Below are 25,529 nucleotides of genomic sequence, written 5' to 3'. Positions count from 1 at the left end.
AAATTCCTGAAGCAACCGCACAGCGGCTACGGCAGCCTTAAGCTGGGCCGGAACCACCATGGCGATCCGGTCACAGTCCCAGGCGAACGTATGGATGGGGTCGGATCTCCGGCCAATGTCCACCACCACCAGCTCATATCCGCGGTGGCGGCGGCGCCCACGGGCACCGGCTGCTCCCTGCTGGCAGGCCACGACAGGAACGAGAAACCGCCCGCAACAGGCAGGGAGTCGGCCAGTTGGATGGGATCGATGCTTCCCCGGGCTTCGGAAAGGTCGGGCCAGCGAAGGCCGGGGTCCTCCTCGGCCGCGAGCGCAAGTTCCAGCCCGCCGCCCCAGGGATCGCCGTCCACGAGCAGCACCCGGGCTCCAAGCCCGGCCGCCGCCTGCGCGATCCAGATCGCTGCAGTGGTGGCCCCGGCTCCGCCACAGCCGCCGGTCACGCCCAGGATCACCCCGCCTGGACCGGGTGACCGCGAGCGGCTGAGATGGTCGGCAAGCCAGGTTGCAGCATCGGGAAGGACAGCCACCCGTTCTGCTCCGAGGACAGCCGCGAGATGCCACAGGCTGTCGCCTTCACCGTCAAGCCCCACCAGCACAGCTGGCGCCCTGCGGCGCGGCGGAAGCTCCCGGATGTCGCTTCCCACCAGCACGGCTGCCGCCCCGTCCCAATACCTGCCTCCCTCTGCTGCAGTGGCTGCAACACGCAGCTGGGCCCCTGCAGCCGCCACGATCCGCTCCACCTCTGCACGAAGGACGGCGGAAGACGTCACCAGCAGGATGTCGTCACCGCCTTCCGGCAGCCATGCGTCCCCGTCACCGTCCACAGCGCCCACCGGCCCCGCGACACCATACCGGGAGCGTCCCGGCGGGCCTGCCTCGGCCGGGCTGCCGGCGGCATCCGTCGGGGATGTGCCAGGGTAAACCGGGCCGGGGTGGGACGGGCCGGGGTTGGCCGGAATCAACTGGTGCCTGCTCATACAGCCACTCTCCGCCCCCGGAAGAAAGCGGGTAAAGGTTCCAGGCCCGTATGTGGAAAACCAGGTTGAGCCAGGCGGGCAAGCCGAGGCATCCCGGCAGGCACAACCCCGGAAACAGGGCAGAATGGGACCATGTACCTGCTGCTCGCCGCCCACCCCCACGGCGCGGCACTGCAGGAACTCACGCAGGCTGGACACCCCGTCCCGGCCACGCCGGAACCGCGGCTGATCAGCAGCGGCGAGCTCGCCGCCGTCGTGCGTGACCTCGAAAACCGCCGGCCAAACGGGCAGCGGCCCCGTTGGATCTGGCACCGCACCCAGGACTGGTACCCGGCCCTGCTGGCGGCCGGCGTCGAGCTGGAGCGGTGCTACGACCTCAGCCTCTGCGGCAACATCCTGGCCGTTTCCACCTTCACCGCCCATACGGACTATGCCAGGAACGCGGAACGGGTGGTGGTTGAGGATCCGCTCCTGCCGCCCAGAACACTGCAGCCGCCGCCTCCCCCGGCAGACCAGGGTGCCCTGTTCGATGCCCCCGGATCCCGGCAGGAAATCCTCCGCAGCCCGGAAGAGCTTCGTGCTGAATATGCTGCCCAGCAGGTGGCCCTGGCCTCGGTCAGTCCGGAGGAGAACCGGCGCAGCCGCCTGCAGCTGCTCTTGGCAGCCGAGTCCGCTGCTGCCATGATCGCCGCCGAGATGCAGCACGCCGGCGTCCCCTGGCGCGAAGACCTGCACGGGCAGATCCTCGCAGACCACCTCGGCCCGCGCCCGCCCATAGGCCACCGCCCCGCCAAGCTTGAAGCACTCAACCAGGAATTGCGTGAACTCCTGAACTCACCCACGCTGAATCCGGACTCCCCGCAGGACCTGATGCGCGCCCTGCACCGCAACGGGATCGAGGTCAAGACCACCAGGAAGTGGGAGCTGAGGGAATCCACCCACCCCGCGATCGGGCCGCTGCTCGCCTACAAGCAGCTATCCCGCCTGCACGCAGCCAACGGCTGGGCCTGGCTTGATGCGTGGGTGCACGGCGGCCGTTTCCGGCCCGAGTATGTGGTGGGTGGCGTGGTTTCGGGCCGCTGGGCTTCACGCGGCGGCGGCGCCCTGCAGATTCCGCGCCAGATCCGCGGGGCAGTCCATGCCGACCCCGGCCACAAGCTCATCGTGGCGGATGCCTCCCAACTGGAACCGCGCGTCCTGGTGGCCCTCGCGCGTGACCCTTCCATGGCCGAGGCTGCAAGGAACCAGGACCTGTACGCGGGCATTGCAGCAAAGGGATTCGGCGGAGACCGGGCCAAAGCGAAGATGGCATTGCTGGGGGCCATGTACGGCGCCACCTCCGGCGAAGCCGGCCGCCTCATGCCGCAGCTTGCAAAGACTTTTCCCAGGGCAGTGGACTTCGTTGAGCAGGCGGCACGCGCCGGCGAAGCCGGAGGGACGGTAACCACCCGGCTGGGCCGGAGCAGCCCGCCGCCATCGGAGCGGTGGTTCCAGAGCCAGCGGTCCGCTTCTGCCGAAGAGCAGCGGAGGGCGGAATCGATCGCCCGTTCGCGCGGCCGCTTCACCCGCAATTTCGTTGTCCAGGGTTCGGCTGCGGACTGGGCGGCGTGCTGGCTGGCGGAATTACGACGGCGGCTGCGCACCCTCCGCAGCGACGGCCACATCAACGCTGAGCTCGTCTTTTTCCTGCACGACGAGGTGATGGTGCATGCGCCGGCGGAGGCGGTGGACGCCTGCATCGCAGCCATTGAAGAGGCGGCCAGCGCGGCCAAGGAACTGCTGTTCGGGCCCATCCCGGTGGAGTTTCCCGTCAGCGTGGCCGTCGTTGATTCCTACGACAACGCGAAATAGCCGCTGGCCGCGAAAGCCCGCCTGCCGCGGCCGTACCCCCTGCACCGACCCCCGAGGTAACCTACCCGGGAGTAGCTCGCCAGAGGCTCGTGACGCAGGCTACAGTCTGTGTGACGACTGAGGCAGATCGGTCACAAGCTGATGCAACGAAGCATTCCAGGGGAGGTCCCGGCTTATGGCGGGAAGGTTTGAAATTCACCGAGTAGGCGACGAGTCCTACAGGTTGCGGCTCACTGACGCAGAGGGCAATACCGTTGCCGTCTCACCCAAGTTCAAGTCCGTCAATACATTGCTTGAGGGTATTAAGGCAGTCCGGGAGAACGCAGCCACCGGCGTTGTGGTTGATCTCCGCCAGCAGCAGGCCTGAGGCTAGACGCCCATCGGGTGGAGCCGGCTCCGGTCCCACGGAACGGCCCACCCAAGCTGTTCGAACAGCCCGTTCAGGACAATCCCGGTAAAACCCCACACCACCACGCCGTTCACTGTGAAGGCAGGGCTGTCGAAGCTGCGCCCGGCACGGTGGACGGTTGCCATCACGCGGTTGTCCGGGTCCAGCAGGTCACGGACGGGCACCCGGAACACTTGTGCTGATTCGGCGTAGTCCACCACCCGGACAGGGGACGGCGAGCGCCACCAGCCCAGCACCGGGGTGACCAAAAAGTTGCTGTGGGCGAGGCCCAGATCCTGCAGGGTGCCAAGGACCTCCACACCCCCTGAATCGAGGCCGGTTTCCTCTTCGGCCTCGCGCAAAGCTGCCTGAACCGGCGTTTCCCGGGCGTCAATGGCGCCGCCCGGGAACGCCACCTGCCCCGGATGGGAACCCAGGGTGTGGGCGCGCTCCAGCAGGAGCACATCAAGGTCGGCCGGCGCCAGCGGTTTGCCCGAGACGGCAGGGACGTCGTCAAGGGTGCCGAAGAGCATCAGCACCGCCGCCCTCCTGGCCTGGTGGGCGTCCACAGTCAGGGCTGCCCAGAGGGGATCCGGTGCGGCAGCCGTCCCGGACTCCGCCCGGCGGGCCAGCTCCAGCAGGTCCTCGCGCGCACTCACGGGGCCGTCCCCTGCTGGGAGGCCATCCGGATTTCGGCTGCCCTGTGGGTCTCGGCCAGCAGCTGCTCCAGGAGTGCTTCGCGGCCGGGCGCAAGCTCGTACTTCAGCAGCTTCACAGCCTTGGCCGGATCCGTTTCGCCCAGCCCGAAGCTGGGGCACCAGGTGGCCACGGGGCAGGCTCCGCAGGCTGGCTTCCGTGCGTGGCACACCCGCCGTCCGTGGAAAATCACCCGGTGGGACAACATGGTCCAGTCCTTCCGGTCGAACAGCTCGGCAACGTCCTGCTCGATCTGGACGGGGTCCTCGGACTGCGTCCAGCCAAAACGGTTGGCCAGCCGTGCGAAGTGGGTGTCCACCGAGATGCCGGGGATGCCGAAACCGTTGCCGAGCACCACGTTGGCGGTCTTGCGTCCCACGCCGGGCAGCGTGACCAGGTCCTCCAACCGTCCCGGCACCACCCCGTTGTATTCGTCCACCAGGCGTGTGCAGAGGGCAATGACGTTCCTGGATTTTGCCCGGAAGAACCCGGTGGGCTTGAGGATTGTCTCAAGGTCCACGGGATCCGCCTCCGCCAGGGACCGCGCGTCCGGGTAGCGGGCAAACAACACCCTGGTGACCTGGTTAACGGTGACGTCCGTGGTCTGGGCCGAAAGGACCGTAGCCACGAGCAGTTCGAACGGGTTGCGGAAATCAAGCTCCGCGTGGGCGTAGGGGTATTTCTCCGCCAGGGCCCTGTTGATCCGCCGCGCCCGCCTTTTCAAGGCCAGCACGGACTCGGAGGACACCACCGGCATGCCGGCAGACTGGCCGGCGGGTGCCTTGGCTCCGCCGGCCCTGGGCGCCCGGGCCTCGGCCATGGACGTCAGCCGCGCTCGATGTTGCTGAGGTCCCGCAGGACACCCAGCCGCCCGTCAGTGTGCTGCACCAGGAACTCTTGCCCCCGGTCTTCGAGGGCAAGGACCCAGCCGCCGGGTTCGATAACGAACGCCGGGGCCCCGGAGCGCGGGTCATAGGCGGTCCGGTGCTGCGCGACCGCAAACCAGAAAGCCTCATGGATGGGCTGTTCTTCCGATTCATCCGGACGGGTTGAGGGATCCACCGTGGCGCCGATGGGCTCCTCCGTGCGGACCTGCTGGTGCACCGCGGTGGCAGGCGTCGGCTCCCAGCCGCTGCGCGCGCCCTGCCCTGGGGCGGCAGCGCCCTGGCCGAACATGGCAGCCGGATGCGTGCCGCCGTCGTTGTTTGGCGTGCCGTTGTGATGCGGGGCGGAAGCGGCGCCCGCGGCTACTGGCACATCCCCCAGTCGGGTTTCCTCCGCAGCAGGCGTGGAGGAAGGGCGTACGACGTCGGCCGCCTGGGTTGCGGGACCCGCGTCGCCTGCAGGAGTCCATTCGGATACCTCGGGAGCGGTGGAGACAGGCGCAGCAGCAGTGGGGACGGCTGCCGTGGCAGGGGCATGGGCTGCCGCGGCCTGTCCGCCAGGACGCGGTGAAGCCTGCTGCACCACCGGATCCTGATGGCTCTGTGATGCCGGCTTGTCAGCTGATCCGGGCTGGACCGCCGAGGATCCTGCGCCTGCGCCGCCGAACAGCCCTGCTCCGGACAGGATCTTCGAGCCGGGTTTGGAGTCTTTCGACCCCGGAGCGGCCTCTGCCTTCGGCTTCTTGGGGGCGCGGGGCTTCTGCGTGGGAACAGCGGCCTCACGGGCCACCACGTGGGCGGGTACTTCGGCCCGGTCCTGGAAATCACCGGACAGGTACGGCAGGAAACGGCCAAGCACTGTTGCCGCGAAGAGGACCAGTGAGCCGATCAGTCCCACTAGGAGGCTGGGCACGTAGGCCCCCGCCACGGAGACAAAGAAGAAGGCCACGGCAAAGGACGCAACCACTGATGCGAACTGGTCGATGGACAGTGAACCGATCCGGATCTTCGTGGCCGGGGACAACCTGCGGGCTGCAAAAAGCGCGCTGACGATCAGGGGCAGGACGATGCCCAGCCCCAGGAAGAACTGGTTGTTGAGGTTCCACAGGTTGTACCGTGCGCCGAAGATCGGCAGCAGGGAGGCAACAAAAAGGATCAGCGTCCCGCCGAAGACTGTGAGGTCCCGGACGGTAAACGGGCCCAGCACTGCCTCGTTGGCGCTGGAGGCCTTGCCTCCGGCGGGGGCCTTGCCCGCGGCGGCCTGGGAGCCTGGCCCTTCAGCGGTTCCGGCACCGTGGCCGGGACCTGCCGTGTCGGGGCCGGTCTTCTGGCCGAAGCTTTGCTGGTTCATTCTGCTCTCCTTAGCGTGGCGGCACCGGGCCCTGTGTGGTCCCGACATCGTGCCGTCTTTACAGCGGTTCCGGGCAGGCCAGGCCCTTGAGGTGCCTGGCCAAAACGGTCCGAAGTGAAGTCACAATTCCATCCCAGCCTAGTCAAGGGCCACGCTGATCACTAGCTGGGCACGCGCCGCAGGGCAGGCACCAGCAAGCCGTGGAAAACCATTCACCGCTTAATAAATGCCGTTCACGGGCTGCCATGTGACACCGCCCACATCGCCGCCAGCCAAAGCATTAGTCTTGATTCCGGAACAGCTCTTTGCGGAATGTCCGTGACCAGCCGGGGCCCGGCGTCGTGCAGGCGGCGGAGCCCGGCCGGCGGTGGACATCCCGCCCAGCAAAGATCGATGAATGATGAGGTTCACATGTCCCAGGACACTACAAGCGCCGTCGTAGACGCTTCCGCAAGCGCAGGGCAGCCCGGTTCAGCCACGGGAGCTGAGAAGGGCGATGCCTTCGAAAACCTGCTGCATGAGACCCGCAAGTTTGCGCCTTCGCCCGAGTTCGCCGCTGACGCCGTTGTAACCGCAGCGGAGTACGAGGAGGCCAACGCCGACCGTCCCGCGTTCTGGGCGAAGAAGGCCCGTGAGCTCCTGACTTGGAACAAGGACTTCGACCAGGCGCTGGACTGGTCCAACCCGCCGTTCGCGAAGTGGTTTGTGGGCGGGGAGGTCAACGCCGCCTACAACGCGCTGGACCGGCACGTGGAGAACGGGCTCGGCGACCGGGTGGCCATCTATTTCGAAGGTGAACCCGGGGACACGAGCATCTACACCTATGCGCAGCTGACCGAAGAGGTGAAGAAGGCCGCCAACGCCTTCGAGTCCCTGGGCGTGGCCAAGGGCGACCGCGTTGCGGTGTACCTGCCCATGATCCCCGAGGCCGTCATCACCCTCCTGGCCTGCGCCCGGATCGGTGCCGTGCACTCCGTGGTGTTCGGCGGCTTCTCCTCCGAGGCCCTGCGCTCACGGATCGACGACGCCGAAGCCAAGCTGGTGGTCACCGCGGACGGCACCTACCGGCGCGGCAAGCCCAGCGCCCTGAAGCCCGCCGTCGATGAAGCGCTGGCCCACACGGGAGATGGAAACGGCCACACGGTCCAGAACGTGGTGGTGGTCAAGCGCAACGGCCAGAACGTGGACTGGCACGAGGGCCGGGACCACTGGTGGGCCGACACCGTGGGCGCCGCATCCGCCGAGCACACCGCCGTGGGCCACGACTCCGAGCACCCGCTGTTCATCCTCTACACCTCCGGCACCACCGGAAAGCCCAAGGGCATCCTGCACACCACCGGCGGCTACCTCACCCAGACCGCCTACACCCACAAGGCAGTGTTCGACCTGCACCCCGAGACTGACGTGTACTGGTGCACGGCCGACGTCGGATGGGTCACCGGCCACTCCTACGTCGCCTACGCGCCCCTGGTCAACGGCGCCACCCAGGTAATGTACGAGGGCACCCCGGATTCCCCGCACCAGGGCCGCTGGTGGGAGATCATCGAAAAGTACAAGGTCTCCATCCTCTACACCGCCCCCACCGCAATCCGGACGTTCATGAAATGGGGCAGGGAGATCCCGGACAAGTACGATCTGTCCTCCCTGCGCGTCCTCGGCTCCGTGGGCGAATCCATTAATCCCGAAGCCTGGATGTGGTACCGGAAGGTCATTGGCGGGGACAAGACTCCCATCGTGGACACCTGGTGGCAGACCGAGACCGGCGCGCAGATGATCGCGCCGCTCCCCGGAGTCACCGCTACCAAGCCGGGCTCCGCCCAGGTCCCGCTGCCCGGCATCGCCGTGGACGTCGTGGACGAAATGGGCGAATCCGTGCCCAACGGCCACGGCGGCTTCCTGGTGATCCGGGAGCCCTGGCCGGCGATGCTCCGCGGCATCTGGGGCGATCCCGAACGCTTCAAGGACACCTACTGGTCCCGCTTCGAGACCATGTATTTCGCCGGGGACGGTGCAAAGAAGGACGAGGACGGTGACATCTGGCTCCTGGGCCGTGTGGACGACGTCATGAACGTCTCCGGGCACCGGCTTTCCACCACCGAAATCGAGTCCGCGCTGGTGTCCCACCCCGCCGTGGCCGAGGCCGCCGTCGTCGGCGCCGCGGACGAAACCACCGGCCAGGCCGTCGTCGCGTTCGTCATCCTCCGCGGTGACGCCGTGGATTCCGGGGACGCCATCGTCCAGGAACTCCGTAACCACGTGGGCAAGGAAATCGGGCCCATCGCCAAGCCGAAGGCCATCCTGGTGGTCCCGGAACTGCCGAAGACCCGCTCCGGCAAAATCATGCGCCGGCTGCTCAAGGACGTCGCCGAAGGCCGCGACCCCGGCGACGCCACCACCCTGTCCGATCCCACCATCATGCAGCAGATCGCCATATCCCTCAGGAAATAAGGGCTCAGGAGGACTTCACGACGGCGGCGCCTGGCTCACAGCCGGGCGCCGCCGTCGTCGTATGCTGGGAGCAGACCCGCCCCCTGCCCTAAAGGATCGCCCTGATGCTCGCCGTCGCACGCCACCTGGCCATTTTGGACGCTCTTCAGCGCGAAAGGGTTGTCCGCGTCTCCGACCTGGCCCAGCAGCTGGGGGTTTCCCTGATGACTGTCCGCCGCGACATCGAGGCGCTGGAGGAAGGCGGCCGCCTGGAGCGCATCCACGGCGGCGCCAAGATCCCGGGGGACACCAGCACGCACGAGCCCGGCTTCGACCTGAAATCGACGCAGCTGACGGCGGAAAAGCGGGCCATCGCTGTGGAGGCGGCCTCGCTGGTGCAAGAAGGCATGGCCGTGGGGCTCAGTGCGGGAACCACCACTTGGGCCCTGGCCAAGGAACTGGTAAACGGCCCGCAGATCACGGTGGTTACCAACTCGGTCCGCATCGCAGACCTCTTCCATCACTCGGCATCGGCGGCCTCCGCCCGGTACGCCTCCACGGTGATCCTCATCGGCGGCGAGCGAACGCCCTCTGATGCCCTGGTGGGCCCCATTGCCACCGGCGCGCTCAAGCAACTGCACCTGGACGTGCTGTTCCTTGGCGTCCACGGGATGGACGCAGACGCCGGTTTCACCACGCCCAACCTGCTGGAGGCGGAAACGGACCGGGCCTTTGTGGCCGCTGCGCGCAAGACTGTGGTTCTCGCGGACCATTCGAAGTGGGGCATGCTGGGCATCAGTTCCATCGCGTCGCTGGACGAGGTGGATGAGGTCATCAGCGATTCCGGCCTCGGTCCCGAAGCGCAGCGCGTCCTGCAGGAACAGGTGGGCCGGTTGCGGCTCGCAGCCGTTTAGGAGGCGACCCTAGGGGCAGCCGCAGGACTGGCGGATGTGCAGCGTGGTGGGGAAGATGCGGTGCCGGGGCTTCTCGCCGCGGCTGGCTCCCACCAGCGCCGCTACCGCAGCTTCGGCCATGGCAGCCACGGGCTGCTCGACCGTTGTGAGCGGAGGCCAGGAATACTCGGACTCGGCAGATCCGTCAAAGGAAGCCACCGCCATCTGGCCAGGGACGGACAGTCCGGCTTCGTGCACCGCCCGGAGCAGACCGATGGCCTGCATGTCGGAGGTGGCAAAGATGGCCGTGGGCCGGTTGACGGACGCCAGGAGGCGTTGCCCGGCGGTGTAGCCGCCCGGACGGGTGAAGGCGCTGTACACGATCGGCCCCTCCGGGAGGCCCGCTTCCTGCAGGGCCTCCCGCCAGCCCACTTCACGCCCGTCAGTGGCGCCGGAGACGTTGGTACCCATGGCGAGGCCGATGTTGGTGTGGCCGTGGCCGATGAGGTGTTCCACCGCGATCCTCGCGCCGGCTGCGAGGTCAACGCCGATGCTGTTGAACCCGGGGGCATCCTGTTCCTGATTGAGCAGGACCGAGGGGATCTCGGCCGTTTCCAGGACTTCCAGGTCGGGTTCGAAAAGGACACTGGCCAGCAGCACGCCATCTACCTGCCGGGCGGCGAGGTTGCGGATATTGCGCCGCTCTTTGGCCAGGTTTCCGTCCGAGTTGCCCAGCACCAGCGCGTATCCCAAGGCGGCGGCTGCGTCCTCCACGGCGTGGGAGAACAGTGCGAAGAACGGGTTGGAGATATCCGGGACCACGAGTCCAAGCGTCTCGCTGGAGCCCAGCTTGAGTGCCCGGGCCGCAGCGTTGGGGCGGTAGCCCAGGATCCGGATGGCATCCTGCACCTTGGCTTCGGTGGCAGGTGCCACCTTCTTGGGCCCGCCGTTGACAACATAACTGACGACGGCGGTGCTGACGCCGGCATAGCGCGCAACGTCCTTGCGGGTCACGGGGCCGGATCGCGTCGGATGCACTGCCGGGGTAGTCATGCTGTTCATGTTACGTACTGGCACCCGGTGCATCGCCGAAGTCACGGATGGGAAGCCGTTCACCGTTTCGGAGTGCGGACTGGTGCGCCACAATGCCGGGGAGGGTAAACCGGGCGGCCAGCCAAGCGTTCACGGGCGGAAGGCTGCCGTTGTTCACGGCTGTCACGAAGTCGTCCACCAGGAAATGGTGGCTGCCCTCATGCCCGTTCGGCGCGCCCCGGAACTCCTCCGGCAGCCGCCCGGGATCGTGGACCGGTGCCAGGCCGGAGACGAAGGCGTCCCGCAGGTCGGGCGCAACGTGGGCCAGGGACGGGTCATCCAGCGGGATGCTGGGCCGGGTTTCCATCTGCTCGGAGACGTCATGGACGTTCTGCTTGTCCTGCCAGACGGAGACCTTTGCCAGCTGTTCAAAGCTGGCCTCCGTTCCAAAGAACCGGAACCGCGATTCGCGGATATGGGAGGGGTAGCCAACCCGGCGCATCTCGTTGGTGCGCATCACGCCGCCGTCGTTCAGTTCAAAGAGGGCGGTGGCGTTGGAAAAATCGTTGCCGAACATGCTGACGTCCTTGTCAAAGACCCCGTCATCGCGGTCATCCTTGACGCCGACGCAGCTGACGCTCACAGCGTGGGCGGGCACGGCACCGAGCACCCCGCCAACGGCGTGGGTGGGGTACAGCATGGGCGGGTAGCTGGCAGTTTGCTTCCAGCGCTCCCCGCCGCTGTACTGGTAGGCCTCGTAGAAGCCAAGGTCCATGTCATGGACGTAGTCGCCTTCGGCGTAGAAGATGCGGCCGAACTTCCCGTCGGCAAGCTGCTTGCGCGCATAGACGGTGGCGGGGTTGTAGTAGCTGGTCTCCCCCATCATGTACACCAGTCCGGTGTCACGGACGGCCTGGATGATCGCGGCGATCTCTTCTTCCGAAACGGCCATGGGGACGGCTGAATAGACGTGCTTGCCAGCGCGGAGGGCCCGCTCCACCAGGGGACCGTGCGTCCAGCGCTGGGTGAAAATGGCCACGGCGTCAACGTCCGAGGCCAGGAGCTCTTCGAAGCTGCCCTTGACGCCGGCAAGGCCGTAACGGGCCACTGCCTCTGCTGCCCGCTCCGGAAGCTCGTCGGCCACATACACGGCGCTGGTGCCGGGGTGGAGGTTGAACAGGTGGGCGAACTGGCTGCCGAACTGGCCGGCTCCTACTACGCCGAGTGAAAACGTCATTGTTTGCCTTCCATGGGGGCTGAAAAGAGGACGCCTGGCAAGCGCTGTCCTCCAGAAACTCCAGTGTTCCAGTTGCATCTACTCGAGTCAACAACCCAGCGAGTGGAGGAACTAGCTGCCGTGGCAAGTCAACGTAACCTCTTGCCCTTCAGAATCTACTCGTGTAGATTACAGCTCAGTTGTTACCCCCATCACAGTCAGGAAAGGGTCGAAGATGACCACCCTTGCCAAACACTCCAGGTCCGCCTCAACGGCTCCAGCTTCCCCGAAGCCGCAGGGAAGCCACCGCCGCTTCGGGGACCTCAAGATCGCACTGCTGTTCATCGCGCCGGCAATGATCGGATTCATTGCCTTCTACGTCGTCCCCACCATCCGGGGCATCTACCTCAGCTTTACGGAATACAACATCCTCGGCGACCCTGAATGGATCGGGCTGGATAACTACACAGCAATTGCCAAGGATCCGCTGTTCTGGAACTCGCTGGCCGTCACCGGGCAGTATGTGTTCCTCAACATCCTTCTCCAGACGGCCCTTGCCCTGGGCCTGGCCCTCCTGATGCACAATGTGGCCAAATCCACCATCATCCGTGGCACCCTGCTCCTGCCCTATCTGATGTCCAATGTCATCGCCGCCCTGCTGTGGTTCTGGATGCTGGACTACCAGATCGGCGTGGTAAACCAGTTCATCGAGTGGAGCGGGCTGCCCCGCGTCGCGTTCTTCGGCAGCGAGGCGTGGGCCATTCCCACCCAGGCACTGATCAACACCTGGCGCCACATGGGCTACACCGCCCTGCTGATCTTCGCCGGTCTCCAGGCCATCCCCAGCCACGTCTACGAAGTGGCCAAACTGGACGGTGCCTCAGCGTTCCAGACCTTCCGGAAAATCACCATTCCGCTGCTGCGCCCGGTCCTTGTCCTGGTCCTCGTGGTAACCGTCATCGGCTCCTTCCAGGTATTCGACACCGTTGCCGTGACCACCGCGGGCGGCCCGGTCAACGCCACCCGCGTCATCCAGTACTACATCTACCAGCGGGCGTTCACCGAGTCTGACTTCGGCTACGGATCCGCCATCGCCGTCATTCTCTTCCTCATCCTCGCCCTGGTGGCCTTCATCCAGATGAAGTTCCTCAAGGGCAACGAATCGGACCTGGACTAAGGAGTCCCGCATGAGCACCACCGCAAGCCGCGCACCGCTGCCGGCCGCAACCCGCCGCCGTCGTCCTTTCAATGCCCGCCACGCCGGCGCCTGGGCACTCCTGGTCCTGGCCATCGCCGTCTCCGTCCTTCCCTTCCTGTGGGTGCTGCGCACGGCGCTGTCAACCAACAATGCGCTGGCCGCCAACGCCACCAGCCTGCTGCCGGCGGAGTTCACCCTGGGGGCCTTCAAACGGGTCTTCGGGCTGCAGTCCCCGGCGGAAGCCGTGGCCGAGGGCGGATCCGGCGCCGCCATCGATTTCTGGCTTTACCTGCGCAACTCGGTCATCTTCTCCTCCATCACCACCGCCGGCGCCGTGTTCTTCAGCGCCATGGCCGCCTACGCCTTCTCCCGCCTGCGCTGGAAGGGCCGCAACGCTGTCTTCAGCCTGTTCCTCGGCACCATGCTGGTCCCGCCGATCTTCACGGCCCTGCCCAACTTCCTGCTCATCAAGAACCTGGACCTGCTCAACACCATGCTCGGCCTGGTCCTGCCGTACGTGTTCATGACGCCCTTCGCAATCTTCTTCCTCCGGCAGTTCTTCCTGAACATGTCACGGGAGGTGGAGGAGGCTGCCATGCTCGACGGCGCCAAGCACCTGAGGATCTTCTTCCAGATTGTGCTGCCCAACGCCGCAGCCCCCATCGCCACGCTGGCGCTCCTCACCTTCATCGGCCAGTGGAACGAATACTTCTGGCCCCTGCTGGTGGCGTCGCAGGACGACGTCCGAGTCCTGCAGGTAGGCCTCGGCGTCTTCAAGTCCCAGTCCCCGCAGGGGGCGCCGGACTGGTCCGGCCTGATGGCCGCAACCCTCATCTCAGCCCTGCCGGTCCTGATCCTCTTCGCCGCGTTCGGCAAGAAGATCGTCAACTCCATTGGCTTCTCCGGCATCAAATAAGCAATCCCCCACCCATCGCATCCCAGCGAACTCCACCACGAACGGAAAGTAGAACCATGAAGAAATCCCTCGGCGCCGTCGCCGTCGCCGCAGCTATGGCACTCTCCCTCTCTGCCTGCAGCGGATCCTCCTCCTCCGAAAAAAGCGCCACGGGCGAGATCAGCTACTGGCTGTGGGACGCCAACCAGCTGCCCGCCTACCAGCAGTGCGCCGACGGCTTCACAAAGGCGAACCCGGACATCACGGTCAAGATCACCCAGCGCGGCTGGGACGACTACTGGTCCACCCTCACCAACGGCTTTGTTGGCGGCACCGCACCGGACGTCTTCACCAACCACCTGGGACGCTACGGCGAACTGGCCGAAAACAAGCAGCTCCTGGCCATCGACGACGCCGTCGAAAAGGACAACATCGATCTCTCCGCCTACAACGAGGGCCTCGCGGACCTCTGGGTGGGCCAGGACGGCAAGCGCTACGGCCTGCCCAAGGACTGGGACACCATCGGCCTGTTCTACAACAAGGCAATGCTCAGCGCCGCCGGCATCACCGAGGACCAGATGAAGGACCTCACCTGGAACCCCGAGGACGGCGGCAGCTACGAGAAGGTCATCGCCCACCTGACCGTGGACAAGAACGGCAAGCGCGGCGATGAGCCAGGCTTCGACAAGAACAACGTGGACGTCTACGGCCTGGGCCTGAACGGCGGCGGTGACTCCTCCGGCCAGACCGAATGGAGCTACCTCACCAACACCACCGGCTGGTCCCACACGGACAAGAACCCGTGGGGCACCAAGTACAACTACGACGATCCCAAGTTCCAGGAAAGCATGGACTGGTTCGCCGGGCTGGCGGACAAGGGCTACATGCCCAAGCTTGAGACCACCGTCGGCGCGAGCATGGCGGACACCTTTGCTGCCGGCAAGTCCGCCATCAACGCGCACGGCTCCTGGATGATCGGCCAGTACACCGGCTACAAGGGCATCGAGGTGGGCATCGCCCCGACCCCGGTGGGTCCCGAGGGTGAGCGCGCCTCCATGTTCAACGGCCTGGCGGATTCCATCTGGGCAGGAACCGAGAAAAAGGACGCCGCCCTCAAGTGGGTTGAGTACCTCGCCTCGGCCGAATGCCAGGACGTCGTAGCCTCCCAGGCCGTGGTGTTCCCCGCGCTCAAGGCGTCCTCGGACAAGGCAGCGGAAGCGTTCCAGGCCAAGGGTGTTGACGTCACCGCATTCACCGAGCACGTCAAGAACAAGACCACGTTCCTGTACCCCATTACGGACAACACCGCCAAGGTCAAGGGCATCATGGAGCCGGCTATGGACGCGGTCGTCTCTGGCAAGGCACCCGCCAGCTCACTGACCCAGGCCAACGAACAGGTCAACGCCCTCTTCAAGTAGGCACTGGCCCCCAAACCGTGGCTGCGTTTGTGGTCGCAGCCACTGGGCTGGACGCCGCCGTCCCCTCCTCGCGACGGCGGCATCCAGCCCTCCTTTCCCCTCCCCTGGCTTGAAGCGTAGGACGCTCCAGCGCCTCCAGATGTACAGCACGATGACGAAAGAGATCCTATGGACCCCCTCCACCTCCGTTCCGCCGGTACCAGCCTGGTGATCAGCTTCGACAGCGGAGAGGCCGAGGTGGTCCATTGGGGCGCAGACCTGGGCCCGGCCCTGCCGGACCTGGCCATCCTGACCGCTCCGGTCCCCCACTCCGCTATCGACGCACGAGTCCCCGCAGCCCTCCTCCCCCAGGCGTCATCCTCCTGGCGCGGCCGTGCCGCCCTGCGGGGTTCCCGGACTGCCGACGGCGTCTCCGGCCTTGATTTCTCGGCCCGCCTCCGCGTTGTCACAGCAGGCTCCGACGGCGGCTCCGCAGTCATCGTCCAATCGGACCCGGACGCCGGTCTTACGGTCGAGTCCACCCTCAAACTTCACGACGGCGGGTTGCTGGAAATGCGGCACACCGTCACCAACGACGGCACCACGCCGTACCAGCTCGACGAACTGGCGACCGTCCTCCCGGTGGCGCCGGACGCCGTCGAACTCCTTGACCTCACCGGCCGCTGGTGCCGGGAACGGCACCCGCAGCGCCGCGCCATCCAGCAGGGCACCTGGGTGCGGACCGGCCGGCACGGGCGCACCGGACACGATTCCTCCCTCCTGTTCGCCGCCGGCACCGCCGGTTTCGGCAACCGGCACGGCAAGGTCTGGGCCACCCACCTGGCGTGGAGCGGCAACCACGAACAGTTCGCGGACACCATCGGCGACGGCCGGACCATGATCGGCGGCTCCGAGCTCCTGGGCCCCGCCGAGGTCATCCTCGAGCCTGGTGGCAGCTACACCGCCCCGGCACTGTTCGCCGCCTACTCCGACCACGGCCTGGACGGGATCACCGACGCCTTCTACAGCTGGTTCCGGTCCCGCCCGCACCACGTGCTGCCTGCTGCCTCCACCGGCCTGCCCGCCGGGAAGCCGCGCCCCGTTGTGCTCAACACCTGGGAGGCGGTGTACTTCGACCACAACCTGGACACGCTGATCGAACTGGCTGAGTCCGCGGCCGATCTTGGCGTGGAGCGCTTCGTGCTCGACGACGGATGGTTCCGCGGCCGCCGGGACGACCACGCCGGCCTCGGCGACTGGTACGTCGACGAGACCCTGTGGCCCAACGGGCTGACCCCGCTCATCGATGCCGTGACCTCCCGCGGCATGGAGTTCGGGCTGTGGGTGGAGCCGGAAATGGTCAACCTGGATTCCGACATCGCGCGGGCGCACCCGGACTGGATCGTCGGCCCGTCCGCCGTCCAGCACAAGGACGGCGGCCGCCTGCCCCTGGAGTGGCGGAACCAGCACATCATCGACCTGGTCAACCCTGAGGCGTGGCAGTACATCTACAGCCGCATCGACGCGCTCCTGAGCGAGAACAACATCAGCTACCTCAAGTGGGACCAGAACCGGGACCTGCTGGAGCACGGCCACGCCGGCCGCTCCTCCGTCCACGAACAGACCCTTGCCGCGTACAGGCTGTTCGACGAACTCCGCAAGGCCCATCCCGGCGTCGAGATTGAATCCTGCTCATCCGGCGGCGCGCGCGTGGACCTGGGCATCCTCGAACGCACAGACCGCATCTGGGGCTCGGACTGCAACGATGCGCTGGAGCGGCAGACCATCCAGCGCTGGACCGGCGCCGTGGTCCCGCCGGAGCTGGTGGGCAGCCACATCGGGCCCACCACTTCGCACACCACCGCCCGCACCCACGACCTGTCCTTCCGTGCCATCACCGCGCTGTTCGGCCACTTCGGCATGGAATGGGACATCCGCGGCGTCCAGGGCGAGGACCGGGACGAACTCAAGCGCTTCATCAACCTGTTCAAGGAACACCGCGGCCTCCTCCACAGCGGACGCCGCGTCCACGCGGACGTTGCGGGCGATGCCCTGCTGCTGCACGGCGTCGTCACCGATGCGGCGGAAGGCACGCCTGTGGCGGCAGGCACGACGGCGGCCCTGTTCGCCCTGGTCAGCACCCGCACCTCCGCAGCGGAGGAGCCGGGCAGGATCGTCATTCCCGGGCTGGAGGCAGGGCGAGGGTACCGGGTCGAGGCGGTCTTCCCCACTCCGGAAGACGCCGATTACGGCCACAACTACACCCAGGTGCAGCCGCCGGCGTGGCTGGCTGACGGCGCGGTGGCCACCGGGCGCTTCCTGGCCGAGGTGGGCCTGCCCATGCCCAACCTCAACCCCGAGCACGCACTGCTGCTGAAGTTCACGGCCCTCTAGGCCGCCCGGCCCGGAGTCCAGGCAGGGTGCCGCGCATTGCGTAAGAATGCGCGGCACCCGGGCGCCAGCCGATAGATTGGCATCCATGACTGAAGCCTCCACAGACTCTGCTGCCGGCCGCACCATCCTGGTGATCAACGGGCCAAACCTGAACCTGCTGGGAACCCGTGAACCGGAAAAATACGGCACCTCCACGTTGGCCGACGTGGAGCAGCTGGCCGCCGCAGCCGCTGAGGCTCGCGGCTTCAGCGTCGAATGCGTGCAGTCCAACCACGAAGGCGTCCTGCTCGACGTCATCCACGCAGCCCGGAACAACGCCGCGGGCATCGTCATCAACGCCGGCGCTTTCACCCACACTTCCGTGGCCCTCCGGGACGCCCTCGCCGCCGTGCAGCTTCCCGCCGTCGAGGTTCACATCACCAACGTGCACCAGCGCGAAGAATTCCGGCACCATTCCTACCTCTCCCCCGTGTGCTCAGCCGTCATAGTGGGCGCAGGCGTTCTGGGGTACCGGCTGGCCATCGACTACCTCGCAGAGGTCCTCTAGCCGCTGAAGCTGCTACTTCTGGATGCACTGGCCGGAGGACACTGGCGCTGACAGGGACGCCGCCTGCGAGGCCACGGGAGTGAGGTCATCCATGGTGATGGCAAATCCCATCTCCGTGTCCGCCGTCGCCTTGGCGAAAATCACTCCTGCCACCTGGCCGTCCATGGTCAGCAGCGGCCCGCCAGAATTTCCGGGCTGCACGTCCCCGGCGAGCCGGTAGATCTCCTCGGGCGAGGCGTTGTTGCCGTAGATGTCCGGCACCAGCACCGTGGTGATGTCCTGCACTGTGGCTGGCTTGGACTGGAAGGGGCCGCCGTGGGGATAGCCGGCGAAGGCGGCAGGACTGCCGCCAGGAAGGTCCTGGCTCAACGGCAGCGCGCTTGCCTGCAGGCCGTCCACAGCCAGCACGGCAAGGTCGTGTTTCGTGTCGAAGTAGACAACCCGCCCTGGCATCGCTCCGCCGTCGGGCATTTCCACCACCGGCTGCGACACGCCCGCCACAACATGCGCGTTGGTGACCACCCGGTCCTCGGACACCACAAACCCCGTACCCGTCTGGTTCTGGCCGCACTGGTACGCGGTCCCGGCGATCCTAAGCACCGATTCCGCGGCCCGGTTCAGCGCGGGAGTGTCCGTGCTCGCGTTCGGCACGGGCACTGCAGGCCCCTGTTCCAGGCCCTCCAGCAGCGTGGGGATGCCGTTTCCGATCACGGTGGAGCGCAGCTGCGCCATGGTCGCTTTGACGGGAACGGGCGTCAGTCCATCGATGAAGCGGATGACCTTGGACTCGGCCAGCTGCTGCGACACGAACGGCACACCCAGGGAGCTGACGCTGAAGGCCAGCATGGACATCACCAGCGCGGACACCACCACGTTCACGGCCCCGCCCACCAGCCGGTCCACCGCCCGGAGGGGCCTGATCCGCACGGCGCCGCGGATTTGCCGCCCTGCCATGGTCCCCAAACCGTGCCCCAGGACCACCAGCACGACGGCGGCCGCCACGATGGCGGTCAGCCTCCATCCGGAGTCCTCAACGAAGCCGCTCACCAGGGGGACCGCGAAGAAGGCTGCCACGGCCCCGGCCGCAAACCCTGCGATGCCGCCCGCCGTCACCAGGAATCCGTTGCGCAGGCCGTAAACCAGGTATGACAGCAGCGCCAGGATCAGGATCAGGTCCAGGACAGTCAAGCCGACCACTAAGGCTCCTTATTAACAGTTGAATCCCCATTCTAGTGGGGGTCACTGACAGTTCTCTGGACAGCCCGCCCCTTGTGGCAGGCCCGCTTGGGGCGGCTCCCTCCCCACCTCCCGGCCGCCCCTGCGACGTCCTGTGACGCCGCCGGTGGTGGCGTTGCCGCCCCGTATCAGGGCGTTTTGACTGCCAAGTTCGTCACAGAACCTTGAAAATTCTGAAACAATGGCACAAGCGCCACAGCCGACACTTTTATTCAGGAGATTTCATGGACATCGAGGTACTGCGCCGAGCACCCCTTTTCGCCACGCTCGACGACGACGCATTCCGTCTGCTGACGGACGAGCTCACCGAGGTGGACCTGTCCCGCGGCGCTTCGGTATTCCGCGAGGGCGACCAAGGTGACCAGCTCTACTTCATCGTCTCCGGCAAGGTGAAGCTCGGCCGGACGTCTCCTGACGGACGCGAATCCCTTCTGGCGATCCTGGGCCCGGGCGAACTCTTCGGCGAAATGGCCCTCTTCGATCCGAGCCCCCGCACCGCCACCGCAACCGCAGTGTCGGAAACCCGGCTGGCCGGCCTCAAGAACGAGAGCCTGAACACGCTGCTCCGCACCCGCCCCGAGGTTTCTGCGCAGCTCCTGCAGGCCCTGGCCCGCCGGCTCCGCCGCACCAACGATTCGCTGTCCGACCTCGTCTTTTCCGACGTCCCGGGCCGCGTAGCCAAGGCGCTCCTAGACCTTGCCGACCGCTTCGGCCGCCCGGCAACGGACGGCGTCCTGGTCGCCCACGAGCTCACCCAGGAAGAGCTGGCCCAGCTGGTTGGCGCCTCCCGCGAAACCGTCAACAAGGCCCTCGCAGAGTTCGTCCAGCGCGGCTGGCTGCGGCTGGAAGCCCGCGCCGTCGTCATCCTGGACATGCAGCGCCTCCGCCAGCGCTCCCGCTAATTCCACACCGCGAAAGGCCGGCCCCCGAGCAGTTCACAAGGGGCCGGCCTTTTGCGTCCCTACTGAAACCCTCTCTCCCTTAATGCGGGCTTCCCCGAAACGCTCTCTCGTGCATCCTGCGGAAAGTGCGCGAGCGGCCGCGCAGAACCGGCATCAAGTGAAAGAGCGGCCGCGCAGAACCGGCATCAAGTGAGAGAGCGTCTGGGCAGAACCCCCATCAAATGGAAGAGCGTCCGGGCAGAACCGGCATCAAGTGCGAGAGCGTCGGGGCCGGGAAGCCGCCCGGTAACCGGAATCTAGCGTTCGCGCTGGGGGTCGTCCGCCGTGGTCTTTGCGGCCTCAACCTCCAGCATGAGGTTGCCGGCTTCTTCAACCAGGACCGGCTGGTACACGTGGGCCTTGCGCTTGTAGCTGAGGTAGGCGATGCAGCCGTTGGCTGCGGCCATCTTCTCGAGCATGATCTCGGAGCCGGGGACCAGGAGCTCCCCCAGCGTCCGGCCAACAGTGTTCTCCTGGCCAACTTCGTCGCCCAGGGCTGTGGTGTGGCGTTCGGCGATGACGTCGGCGGCATTGACCCACCGGCCCCACACGCCTTTGCCCTCCAGCAGGGTGGGCTGCTGGTTCAGGGGGACGGTGGCCGCAAAGTACCGGGTGTCGAACCGGCGGTGGGCAAAATCGGGACTGCGCCAGTTGACCAGGGATTTGAGAAGGTCCGTCCGGACGGACAGCCCCCGCTTGGCCAGAATCTCCGGGAACGTCTTCTCCTGCTCGGCGACGGCCACGCGGGCCCGCATCCATTCCGGGGTTGATGTCGCTTCCACGGTGCTGGCCATGTCGAGGCCGGCCAGCAGCAGGCCGGTCTCCTCGAAGAGTTCGCGGATGGCGCCCAGCACGTGGCGGCGCGCCAGCCCGACGTCGTCCGTTCCCATCTGCTCAGCCCAATGCTGTGGTGACGGGCCCAGCCAGGGGACGGGATCGTCGTCGGCCGCGTCCAGGGAGCCGCCGGGAAACGCCAGGACGCCCAGCGGCGAGGAACCTGGGCGGTAGGCCAGCCAGGTTTCCAGGCCGGTTGGGGAGTCCCGCAGCAGCACTACCGAGGAGGCAAGGCGTGCTGCCCGCGGGGTCCGTTCGCCGTGTTCGAGCCAGCTCTGAGCCGCCCCTTCAAGGTCCTGGGGAAGGGCAAAGAGCCGTCGGGCGAGGTGAGGCAAGGGAAACGACCGGTCCTAGCTGAATTCGGCAATCAGTTCGACCTCAACGGGAGAGTCGAGGGGAAGCACGGAAACGCCGACGGCGGAACGTGCGTGCTGGCCGGCATCACCCAGGACGCGTCCCAGCAGTTCCGAGGCTCCGTTGATGACGCCGGGCTGGCCGGTGAAGGAAGGATCGGAGGAGACGAATCCCACAACCTTGACGATGCGGGTGATCCGGTCAAGATCGCCGATAACGCTCTTGACGGCCGCCAGGGCGTTGACGGCGCAAATGGCCGCAAACCGCTGCGCGTCCTCGGGGGAAACGGTGGGCTCGTCGGCGTAGCCTTCGGTCCCTGCCGACACTTTTCCTGTTGCCGGCAGCTTGCCATTAACAAAAGGCAGCTGTCCGGACGTGTACACGTGGCTGCCGGAAACCACTGCCGGAACGTAGGCGGCCACGGGCGCAGCCACTTCCGGAAGGGTCAGCCCAAGGTCAGCGAGCCGCTGCTCAACAGCGGAAACCGGGGCGTCAGCTGCGCCGGGCTGGGCCTGTGCGGAGGTGCTCATGCTACTGCTTCTCCCTCTTGAGGTAGGCAACCAGGCCGTTGCCGTCAGGTCCGGGAACAACCTGGACCAGCTCCCAGCCGTCGTCTCCCCACTGGTCAAGAATCTGCTTTGTGGCGTGAATAATGAGCGGAATCGTCGCGTACTCCCATTTGGTCATGAGAGAAAGACTAGTCCTTGCCGGTAAAGTGGAAAACATGGCGACTCGTACGAACCCATTATTCGACACTGCCACCACCCTCGGAAAAATCCTGGTTTTCCTTGGCGTGAGTGCTATCTGCGGTGTCCTGGTAGCAGGCCTGCTGGTTCCTGCGGCGGCCGTTTCAGGCAGCGCAGCCAGCGGTTCGATCGAGTTCTTCGACACCCTCCCGGACGAGCTTAAGGTTGACCCGCCCAACCAGACCACCAGGATCCTGGCTGCGGACGGCAGCGAGATCGCCAGCGTCTACAAGGAGAACCGCACCAAGGTTGCCCTGGACCAGATTTCGCCGTTCATGAAGGAAGCTGTCATCGCCGTCGAGGACAGCCGGTTCTACGAGCATGGCGGCGTGGACACCACAGGTATCCTGCGTGCGCTGGTCAGCACCGCGCGCGGCAACAGGCAGGGCGCCTCCACCATCACCCAGCAGTACGTTAACAACGTCCTCAACTCCAACCTCGCCGCCGAGGGCAGGGACGAGGACATCAAGCTCAACGGCGTGAACAAGGGCGTGGGCGACAAGCTCCGGGAGATGAAGCTCGCCATTGCCCTGGAAAAGGAGTTCAGCAAGGAGCAGATCCTTGAGGGCTACCTGAACATCGTGTTCTTCAACCGCGACGCCTACGGCATTGAAGCCGCGTCCAGATTCTTCTTCAGCACCACCGCCAAGGACCTCACCCTCCCGCAGGCCGCGCTGCTGGCCGGCCTGGTCAACAGCCCTTCCGCGTTCGACCCCATCACCAACCCCGAGAACGCCAAGCAGCGCCGCGACCTGGTGCTGAGCCTGATGCTGAACCAGGGCAAGATCACGCAGGCAGACCACGACGCCGCCGTCGCCACCCCTGTGGAAACCAAGGTCACTCCTGCCCGGCAGGGCTGCGCTTATGCGTCAACCGCCCCGTATTTCTGCGACTACGTGCTGCACCTGCTGGAAAACAACCCCGCATACGGTGCAGACCGCGAGGAGCGCCTTCGGCTCATATACGGCGGCGGCCTGACCATCACCACCACGCTGGATCCGAACGCGCAGGCTGTAGCCCAGGAGCAGGTCAACGCCTCCGCCGGCGCCAACCCGGACAAGTGGGGAGCCGCCATGGTTTCCGTGCAGCCCAACTCCGGCAAGATCGTCTCGATGGCCCAGAACACCTCCTTCCTTCCGGCCGAAGGCGCCTTCGATTCGCAGGTGAACTTCAACGTGGACAAGTTGGACAAGGACGGCAACGACCTCAACGGCCTGGGCGGCGCCCAGCCCGGCTCCACCATGAAGCCGTTTACCTTCGCCCAGTGGCTTGAGGAGGGCAAGTCCATGAACACCGTGGTCAATGCCGCCCAGCGCCGCTACCCGCTCAACTTCAAATGGCGCAACTCCTGCGGCCAGGTGACGGGCGCCTACAACACTGCGGAAAAGTCACTTGGCGCCGCCGACGACCTCCAGAACGCAGAACCCCAGTGGTACCGTCCGCTGTCCGTCCTTGAAGGCCTCTACAACTCCATCAACACCGTCACCTTCGCTTCGGCGGCGCAGCTGGACTTCTGCGGCATCCAGAAGATCGTGGATGCGACCGGACTTCATGGCGGACTGCCGGCCGACGGCGAGCCCAACCCGAAGATCAATATGTCCATGCTGGGCAACCTGTTGGGTTCCACCCAGACGGCTCCGCTGACCATGGCCAGCGCCTTCGCAACGTTCGCCAACGATGGCAAGTACTGCGAGCCCATCGCCATCACAGCCGTGACTGACCAGACCGGTGCCACGCTGCCGGCGCAGTCCAGCAGCTGCCGGGATGCGGTCAAGCCGGAGGTTGCCCGCGGCGTGAACTACGCCCTCCAGGAAGTGCTGAACCGCGGCTCCGGCTCCTTGATCCAGCCACGGATCTCCACCCGGACCAGCTTCCCCATCGGCGCCAAGACCGGTACGTCAAACATGAACGAATCGACGTGGGTTGTTGGCCACACCACCGGCCTGGCCACCGCGGCTTGGTTTGGTGATCCGCTGGGTGCCCAGAACCGACCGGGCCAGAACATCACGGTGAACGGAAAGTTCTACCCGGGCATTGACGGTTACATGATTGCCGGGCCGATGTTCTCGAACTTCATGTCCCGGATTGCACCTGCCTACGGCACCGAGCCGTTCCCCGCCCCGCCCAGCAGCATGATCAACGGTGGCGGCAACACACGCACACCGGCCACCAGCACGCCGCAGGCAACGCGGGCTCCGGCCACCCAAGCACCGGCGCCCGCTCCTGAGCCCTCAGCACCTGCCGCGACCGAGCCTGCCCCGCAGCCGACCAACAGCGGCAACGGTAATGGCAATGGAAACGGCAACGGCTAGCCGCCGATGACCTCGACTACTACGCTGGCCAGCCGCGCCCGCACCCTTGGACGCGGCCTGGCCGTCACTGCCGGGGCCGGCGCCGCCGCCGCGGCAGCCGCCTTCGGGTATGGCCTGTGGGAAAAGGACCAGTTCGTCCTCCGCGAGGAGACGCTGGCCATCCTGCCGCCGGGACATGACCCGTTCCGCATCCTTCACCTGAGCGATATCCACTTCATCACCGGCCAGAACAAGAAGGCAGCCTGGCTCCAGTCGCTGGCCGACCTCAAGCCGGACCTGGTGGCCAACACCGGCGACAACCTCAGCCACCCCAAAGCCGTTGACCCAGTCCTGGCCGCGCTGCGCCCGCTCATGGAGTTCCCCGGGGTCTTTGTCCCGGGCTCCAACGACTACTTCGCCCCGAGCCCGAAGAACCCCGCCCTGTACCTGCTGGGGCCTTCCAAGGTAAAGCCCAAGCCCAAGATGCTTGACTGGCCCCGGTTGCGCTCAGGTTTCGGTATGGCCGGCTGGATTGACCTGACCAACCGCCACCAGTCCCTGGTGCTGAACGGTATCCGCTTTGACTTTTCCGGGGTGGACGACCCCCACCTGAAGCGCGAAAAGTACGCCGGGTGGCCCCGGGGAACCGTAAGCCAGGACGCCGCGGACCACCTCAAGGTGGCCGTCATCCATGCGCCCTACCAGCGGGTGCTGGACCACTTCACCGAGGACGGCGCCGATCTCCTGCTCGCCGGCCACACGCACGGGGGCCAGATCTGCATCCCGGGCTACGGCGCGCTGGTGTCCAACTGCGACCTTCCCACCTGGCGGGCAAAAGGGCTTAATGACTGGGAGAGCGATGGAAGGACGACGCCGGTCAACGTGTCCGGCGGCATCGGCACCTCCCGCTTCGCCCCAGTAAGGATCGCCTGCAGACCCGAGGCCGTCCTGCTGACCCTCACCTCCCGCGGCTGATCCAAG

At 66.3% G+C, this 25,529-nt stretch carries 22 protein-coding genes; 12 read left to right on the top strand and 10 right to left on the bottom strand.

All coding sequences use genetic code 11. From position 1 onward, the window contains the following. Positions 1-26: 26 nt before the first annotated feature. Positions 27-977, bottom strand: coding sequence for a septum site-determining protein Ssd (gene ssd / locus WHH00_RS02675; RefSeq protein ID WP_406636290.1), 951 nt, complete (start codon positions 975-977; stop codon positions 27-29). A 132-nt stretch (positions 978-1,109) separates the two neighbouring features. On the opposite strand from ssd, the gene WHH00_RS02670 reads away from it, so the two are divergent. Together WHH00_RS02670 and WHH00_RS02665 are read left to right on the top strand one after the other, a co-directional pair. Next, entirely contained in the window at positions 1,110-2,828 is a 1,719-nt protein-coding gene (locus WHH00_RS02670) for a bifunctional 3'-5' exonuclease/DNA polymerase (protein WP_406636288.1), read from the top strand. Positions 2,829-3,003: 175 nt separating this feature from the next. Further along, on the top strand, positions 3,004-3,195 hold the full coding sequence (locus WHH00_RS02665; RefSeq protein ID WP_231453991.1) for a DUF1508 domain-containing protein: 192 nt from the start codon (positions 3,004-3,006) through the stop codon (positions 3,193-3,195). 2 nt (positions 3,196-3,197) lie between these two features. On the opposite strand, the gene WHH00_RS02660 is transcribed toward WHH00_RS02665, so the two are convergent. The 3 genes from WHH00_RS02660 to WHH00_RS02650 all read right to left on the bottom strand — a co-directional run bounded on the left by WHH00_RS02660 (position 3,198) and on the right by WHH00_RS02650 (position 6,147). After that, complete coding sequence (locus WHH00_RS02660; RefSeq protein ID WP_406636286.1) at positions 3,198-3,875, bottom strand: NUDIX hydrolase; 678 nt, start codon at positions 3,873-3,875, stop codon at positions 3,198-3,200. After that, complete coding sequence (gene nth, locus WHH00_RS02655) at positions 3,872-4,669, bottom strand: endonuclease III (RefSeq protein ID WP_406638476.1); 798 nt, start codon at positions 4,667-4,669, stop codon at positions 3,872-3,874. Before nth ends, WHH00_RS02660 begins: the two co-directional genes overlap by 4 nt. Before the next feature lie 68 nt (positions 4,670-4,737). Then, positions 4,738-6,147, bottom strand: coding sequence for a hypothetical protein (locus tag WHH00_RS02650; RefSeq protein ID WP_406636284.1), 1,410 nt, complete (start codon positions 6,145-6,147; stop codon positions 4,738-4,740). Positions 6,148-6,558: 411 nt separating this feature from the next. Between WHH00_RS02650 and acs the strand changes: the two genes are divergently transcribed. Next, entirely contained in the window at positions 6,559-8,595 is a 2,037-nt protein-coding gene (acs, locus tag WHH00_RS02645; RefSeq protein WP_406636282.1) for an acetate--CoA ligase, read from the top strand. Positions 8,596-8,699: 104 nt separating this feature from the next. Next, positions 8,700-9,488, top strand: coding sequence for a DeoR/GlpR family DNA-binding transcription regulator (locus WHH00_RS02640; protein ID WP_406636280.1), 789 nt, complete (start codon positions 8,700-8,702; stop codon positions 9,486-9,488). Positions 9,489-9,497: 9 nt separating this feature from the next. Here the strand turns inward: WHH00_RS02640 and WHH00_RS02635 are convergent, their stop codons facing one another. Continuing rightward, entirely contained in the window at positions 9,498-10,529 is a 1,032-nt protein-coding gene (locus WHH00_RS02635) for a LacI family DNA-binding transcriptional regulator (protein ID WP_374200887.1), read from the bottom strand. A 1-nt stretch (position 10,530) separates the two neighbouring features. Next, the gene (locus WHH00_RS02630) at positions 10,531-11,736 is read right to left on the bottom strand and encodes a Gfo/Idh/MocA family protein (protein WP_406636278.1); all 1,206 of its coding nucleotides are present in this window, start codon (positions 11,734-11,736) and stop codon (positions 10,531-10,533) included. A gap of 214 nt (positions 11,737-11,950) precedes the next feature. Between WHH00_RS02630 and WHH00_RS02625 the strand changes: the two genes are divergently transcribed. The 5 genes from WHH00_RS02625 (at position 11,951) to aroQ (ending at position 18,146) form a co-directional block, all read left to right on the top strand. Next, the gene (locus WHH00_RS02625; RefSeq protein ID WP_406636276.1) at positions 11,951-12,892 is read left to right on the top strand and encodes a carbohydrate ABC transporter permease; all 942 of its coding nucleotides are present in this window, start codon (positions 11,951-11,953) and stop codon (positions 12,890-12,892) included. A 10-nt stretch (positions 12,893-12,902) separates the two neighbouring features. After that, positions 12,903-13,829 (top strand): carbohydrate ABC transporter permease, encoded by a 927-nt coding sequence (locus WHH00_RS02620; RefSeq protein ID WP_406636274.1) that lies wholly within the window; start codon positions 12,903-12,905, stop codon positions 13,827-13,829. A 56-nt stretch (positions 13,830-13,885) separates the two neighbouring features. Further along, complete coding sequence (locus WHH00_RS02615; RefSeq protein WP_406636272.1) at positions 13,886-15,226, top strand: ABC transporter substrate-binding protein; 1,341 nt, start codon at positions 13,886-13,888, stop codon at positions 15,224-15,226. A 168-nt stretch (positions 15,227-15,394) separates the two neighbouring features. Next, complete coding sequence (locus WHH00_RS02610; protein ID WP_406636269.1) at positions 15,395-17,599, top strand: alpha-galactosidase; 2,205 nt, start codon at positions 15,395-15,397, stop codon at positions 17,597-17,599. 85 nt (positions 17,600-17,684) lie between these two features. After that, positions 17,685-18,146 carry a type II 3-dehydroquinate dehydratase gene (gene aroQ, locus WHH00_RS02605; RefSeq protein WP_406636268.1) on the top strand — a complete coding sequence of 154 codons (462 nt, stop codon included), beginning with the start codon at positions 17,685-17,687 and terminating at the stop codon, positions 18,144-18,146. Positions 18,147-18,158: 12 nt separating this feature from the next. On the opposite strand, the gene WHH00_RS02600 is transcribed toward aroQ, so the two are convergent. Continuing rightward, positions 18,159-19,343 carry a MarP family serine protease gene (locus WHH00_RS02600; protein WP_350002993.1) on the bottom strand — a complete coding sequence of 395 codons (1,185 nt, stop codon included), beginning with the start codon at positions 19,341-19,343 and terminating at the stop codon, positions 18,159-18,161. Positions 19,344-19,606: 263 nt separating this feature from the next. Between WHH00_RS02600 and WHH00_RS02595 the strand changes: the two genes are divergently transcribed. After that, positions 19,607-20,284, top strand: a complete 678-nt coding sequence (locus WHH00_RS02595) for a Crp/Fnr family transcriptional regulator (RefSeq protein ID WP_013602309.1) — start codon at positions 19,607-19,609, stop codon at positions 20,282-20,284. 296 nt (positions 20,285-20,580) lie between these two features. Here WHH00_RS02595 and WHH00_RS02590 read toward each other — a convergent pair whose 3' ends face one another. Genes WHH00_RS02590 through WHH00_RS02580 form a run of 3 tightly spaced genes read right to left on the bottom strand, consistent with a single transcriptional unit; the run spans position 20,581 to position 22,198 of the window. Beyond that, positions 20,581-21,492: an NUDIX hydrolase gene (locus WHH00_RS02590; protein ID WP_406636265.1), complete on the bottom strand. Its 912-nt coding sequence runs from the start codon at positions 21,490-21,492 to the stop codon at positions 20,581-20,583. Between the two features lie 15 nt (positions 21,493-21,507). Then, a complete protein-coding gene (locus WHH00_RS02585; RefSeq protein ID WP_400515026.1) occupies positions 21,508-22,041 on the bottom strand; it encodes a RidA family protein in 534 nt (177 codons plus the stop codon). Between the two features lies 1 nt (position 22,042). Continuing rightward, a complete protein-coding gene (locus tag WHH00_RS02580) occupies positions 22,043-22,198 on the bottom strand; it encodes a DUF4177 domain-containing protein (protein WP_003797879.1) in 156 nt (51 codons plus the stop codon). A gap of 37 nt (positions 22,199-22,235) precedes the next feature. On the opposite strand from WHH00_RS02580, the gene WHH00_RS02575 reads away from it, so the two are divergent. Together WHH00_RS02575 and WHH00_RS02570 are read left to right on the top strand one after the other, a co-directional pair. Further along, positions 22,236-24,569, top strand: a complete 2,334-nt coding sequence (locus WHH00_RS02575) for a transglycosylase domain-containing protein (protein ID WP_406636262.1) — start codon at positions 22,236-22,238, stop codon at positions 24,567-24,569. A 6-nt stretch (positions 24,570-24,575) separates the two neighbouring features. Continuing rightward, entirely contained in the window at positions 24,576-25,523 is a 948-nt protein-coding gene (locus WHH00_RS02570; RefSeq protein WP_406636260.1) for a metallophosphoesterase, read from the top strand. Positions 25,524-25,529: the final 6 nt, after the last annotated feature.

Origin of the sequence: Pseudarthrobacter quantipunctorum (assembly GCF_045291495.1) — a bacterium.
Classification (GTDB): Bacteria; Actinomycetota; Actinomycetes; order Actinomycetales; family Micrococcaceae; genus Arthrobacter; species Arthrobacter quantipunctorum.
This window is presented reverse-complemented; position numbering and strand designations above follow the sequence as displayed.

What these genes read in the sequence shown, in the direction of transcription:
- ssd (WP_406636290.1), bottom strand. Translation starts at nt 977, where the DNA reads ATGAGCAGGCACCAGTTGATTCCGGCCAACCCCGGCCCGTCCCACCCC.
- WHH00_RS02670 (WP_406636288.1), top strand. Translation starts at nt 1,110, where the DNA reads ATGTACCTGCTGCTCGCCGCCCACCCCCACGGCGCGGCACTGCAGGAA.
- WHH00_RS02665 (WP_231453991.1), top strand. Translation starts at nt 3,004, where the DNA reads ATGGCGGGAAGGTTTGAAATTCACCGAGTAGGCGACGAGTCCTACAGG.
- nth (WP_406638476.1), bottom strand. Translation starts at nt 4,669, where the DNA reads ATGCCGGTGGTGTCCTCCGAGTCCGTGCTGGCCTTGAAAAGGCGGGCG.
- WHH00_RS02650 (WP_406636284.1), bottom strand. Translation starts at nt 6,147, where the DNA reads ATGAACCAGCAAAGCTTCGGCCAGAAGACCGGCCCCGACACGGCAGGT.
- acs (WP_406636282.1), top strand. Translation starts at nt 6,559, where the DNA reads ATGTCCCAGGACACTACAAGCGCCGTCGTAGACGCTTCCGCAAGCGCA.
- WHH00_RS02640 (WP_406636280.1), top strand. Translation starts at nt 8,700, where the DNA reads ATGCTCGCCGTCGCACGCCACCTGGCCATTTTGGACGCTCTTCAGCGC.
- WHH00_RS02635 (WP_374200887.1), bottom strand. Translation starts at nt 10,529, where the DNA reads ATGAACAGCATGACTACCCCGGCAGTGCATCCGACGCGATCCGGCCCC.
- WHH00_RS02630 (WP_406636278.1), bottom strand. Translation starts at nt 11,736, where the DNA reads ATGACGTTTTCACTCGGCGTAGTAGGAGCCGGCCAGTTCGGCAGCCAG.
- WHH00_RS02625 (WP_406636276.1), top strand. Translation starts at nt 11,951, where the DNA reads ATGACCACCCTTGCCAAACACTCCAGGTCCGCCTCAACGGCTCCAGCT.
- WHH00_RS02620 (WP_406636274.1), top strand. Translation starts at nt 12,903, where the DNA reads ATGAGCACCACCGCAAGCCGCGCACCGCTGCCGGCCGCAACCCGCCGC.
- WHH00_RS02615 (WP_406636272.1), top strand. Translation starts at nt 13,886, where the DNA reads ATGAAGAAATCCCTCGGCGCCGTCGCCGTCGCCGCAGCTATGGCACTC.
- WHH00_RS02610 (WP_406636269.1), top strand. Translation starts at nt 15,395, where the DNA reads ATGGACCCCCTCCACCTCCGTTCCGCCGGTACCAGCCTGGTGATCAGC.
- aroQ (WP_406636268.1), top strand. Translation starts at nt 17,685, where the DNA reads ATGACTGAAGCCTCCACAGACTCTGCTGCCGGCCGCACCATCCTGGTG.
- WHH00_RS02595 (WP_013602309.1), top strand. Translation starts at nt 19,607, where the DNA reads ATGGACATCGAGGTACTGCGCCGAGCACCCCTTTTCGCCACGCTCGAC.
- WHH00_RS02585 (WP_400515026.1), bottom strand. Translation starts at nt 22,041, where the DNA reads ATGAGCACCTCCGCACAGGCCCAGCCCGGCGCAGCTGACGCCCCGGTT.
- WHH00_RS02580 (WP_003797879.1), bottom strand. Translation starts at nt 22,198, where the DNA reads ATGACCAAATGGGAGTACGCGACGATTCCGCTCATTATTCACGCCACA.
- WHH00_RS02575 (WP_406636262.1), top strand. Translation starts at nt 22,236, where the DNA reads ATGGCGACTCGTACGAACCCATTATTCGACACTGCCACCACCCTCGGA.
- WHH00_RS02570 (WP_406636260.1), top strand. Translation starts at nt 24,576, where the DNA reads ATGACCTCGACTACTACGCTGGCCAGCCGCGCCCGCACCCTTGGACGC.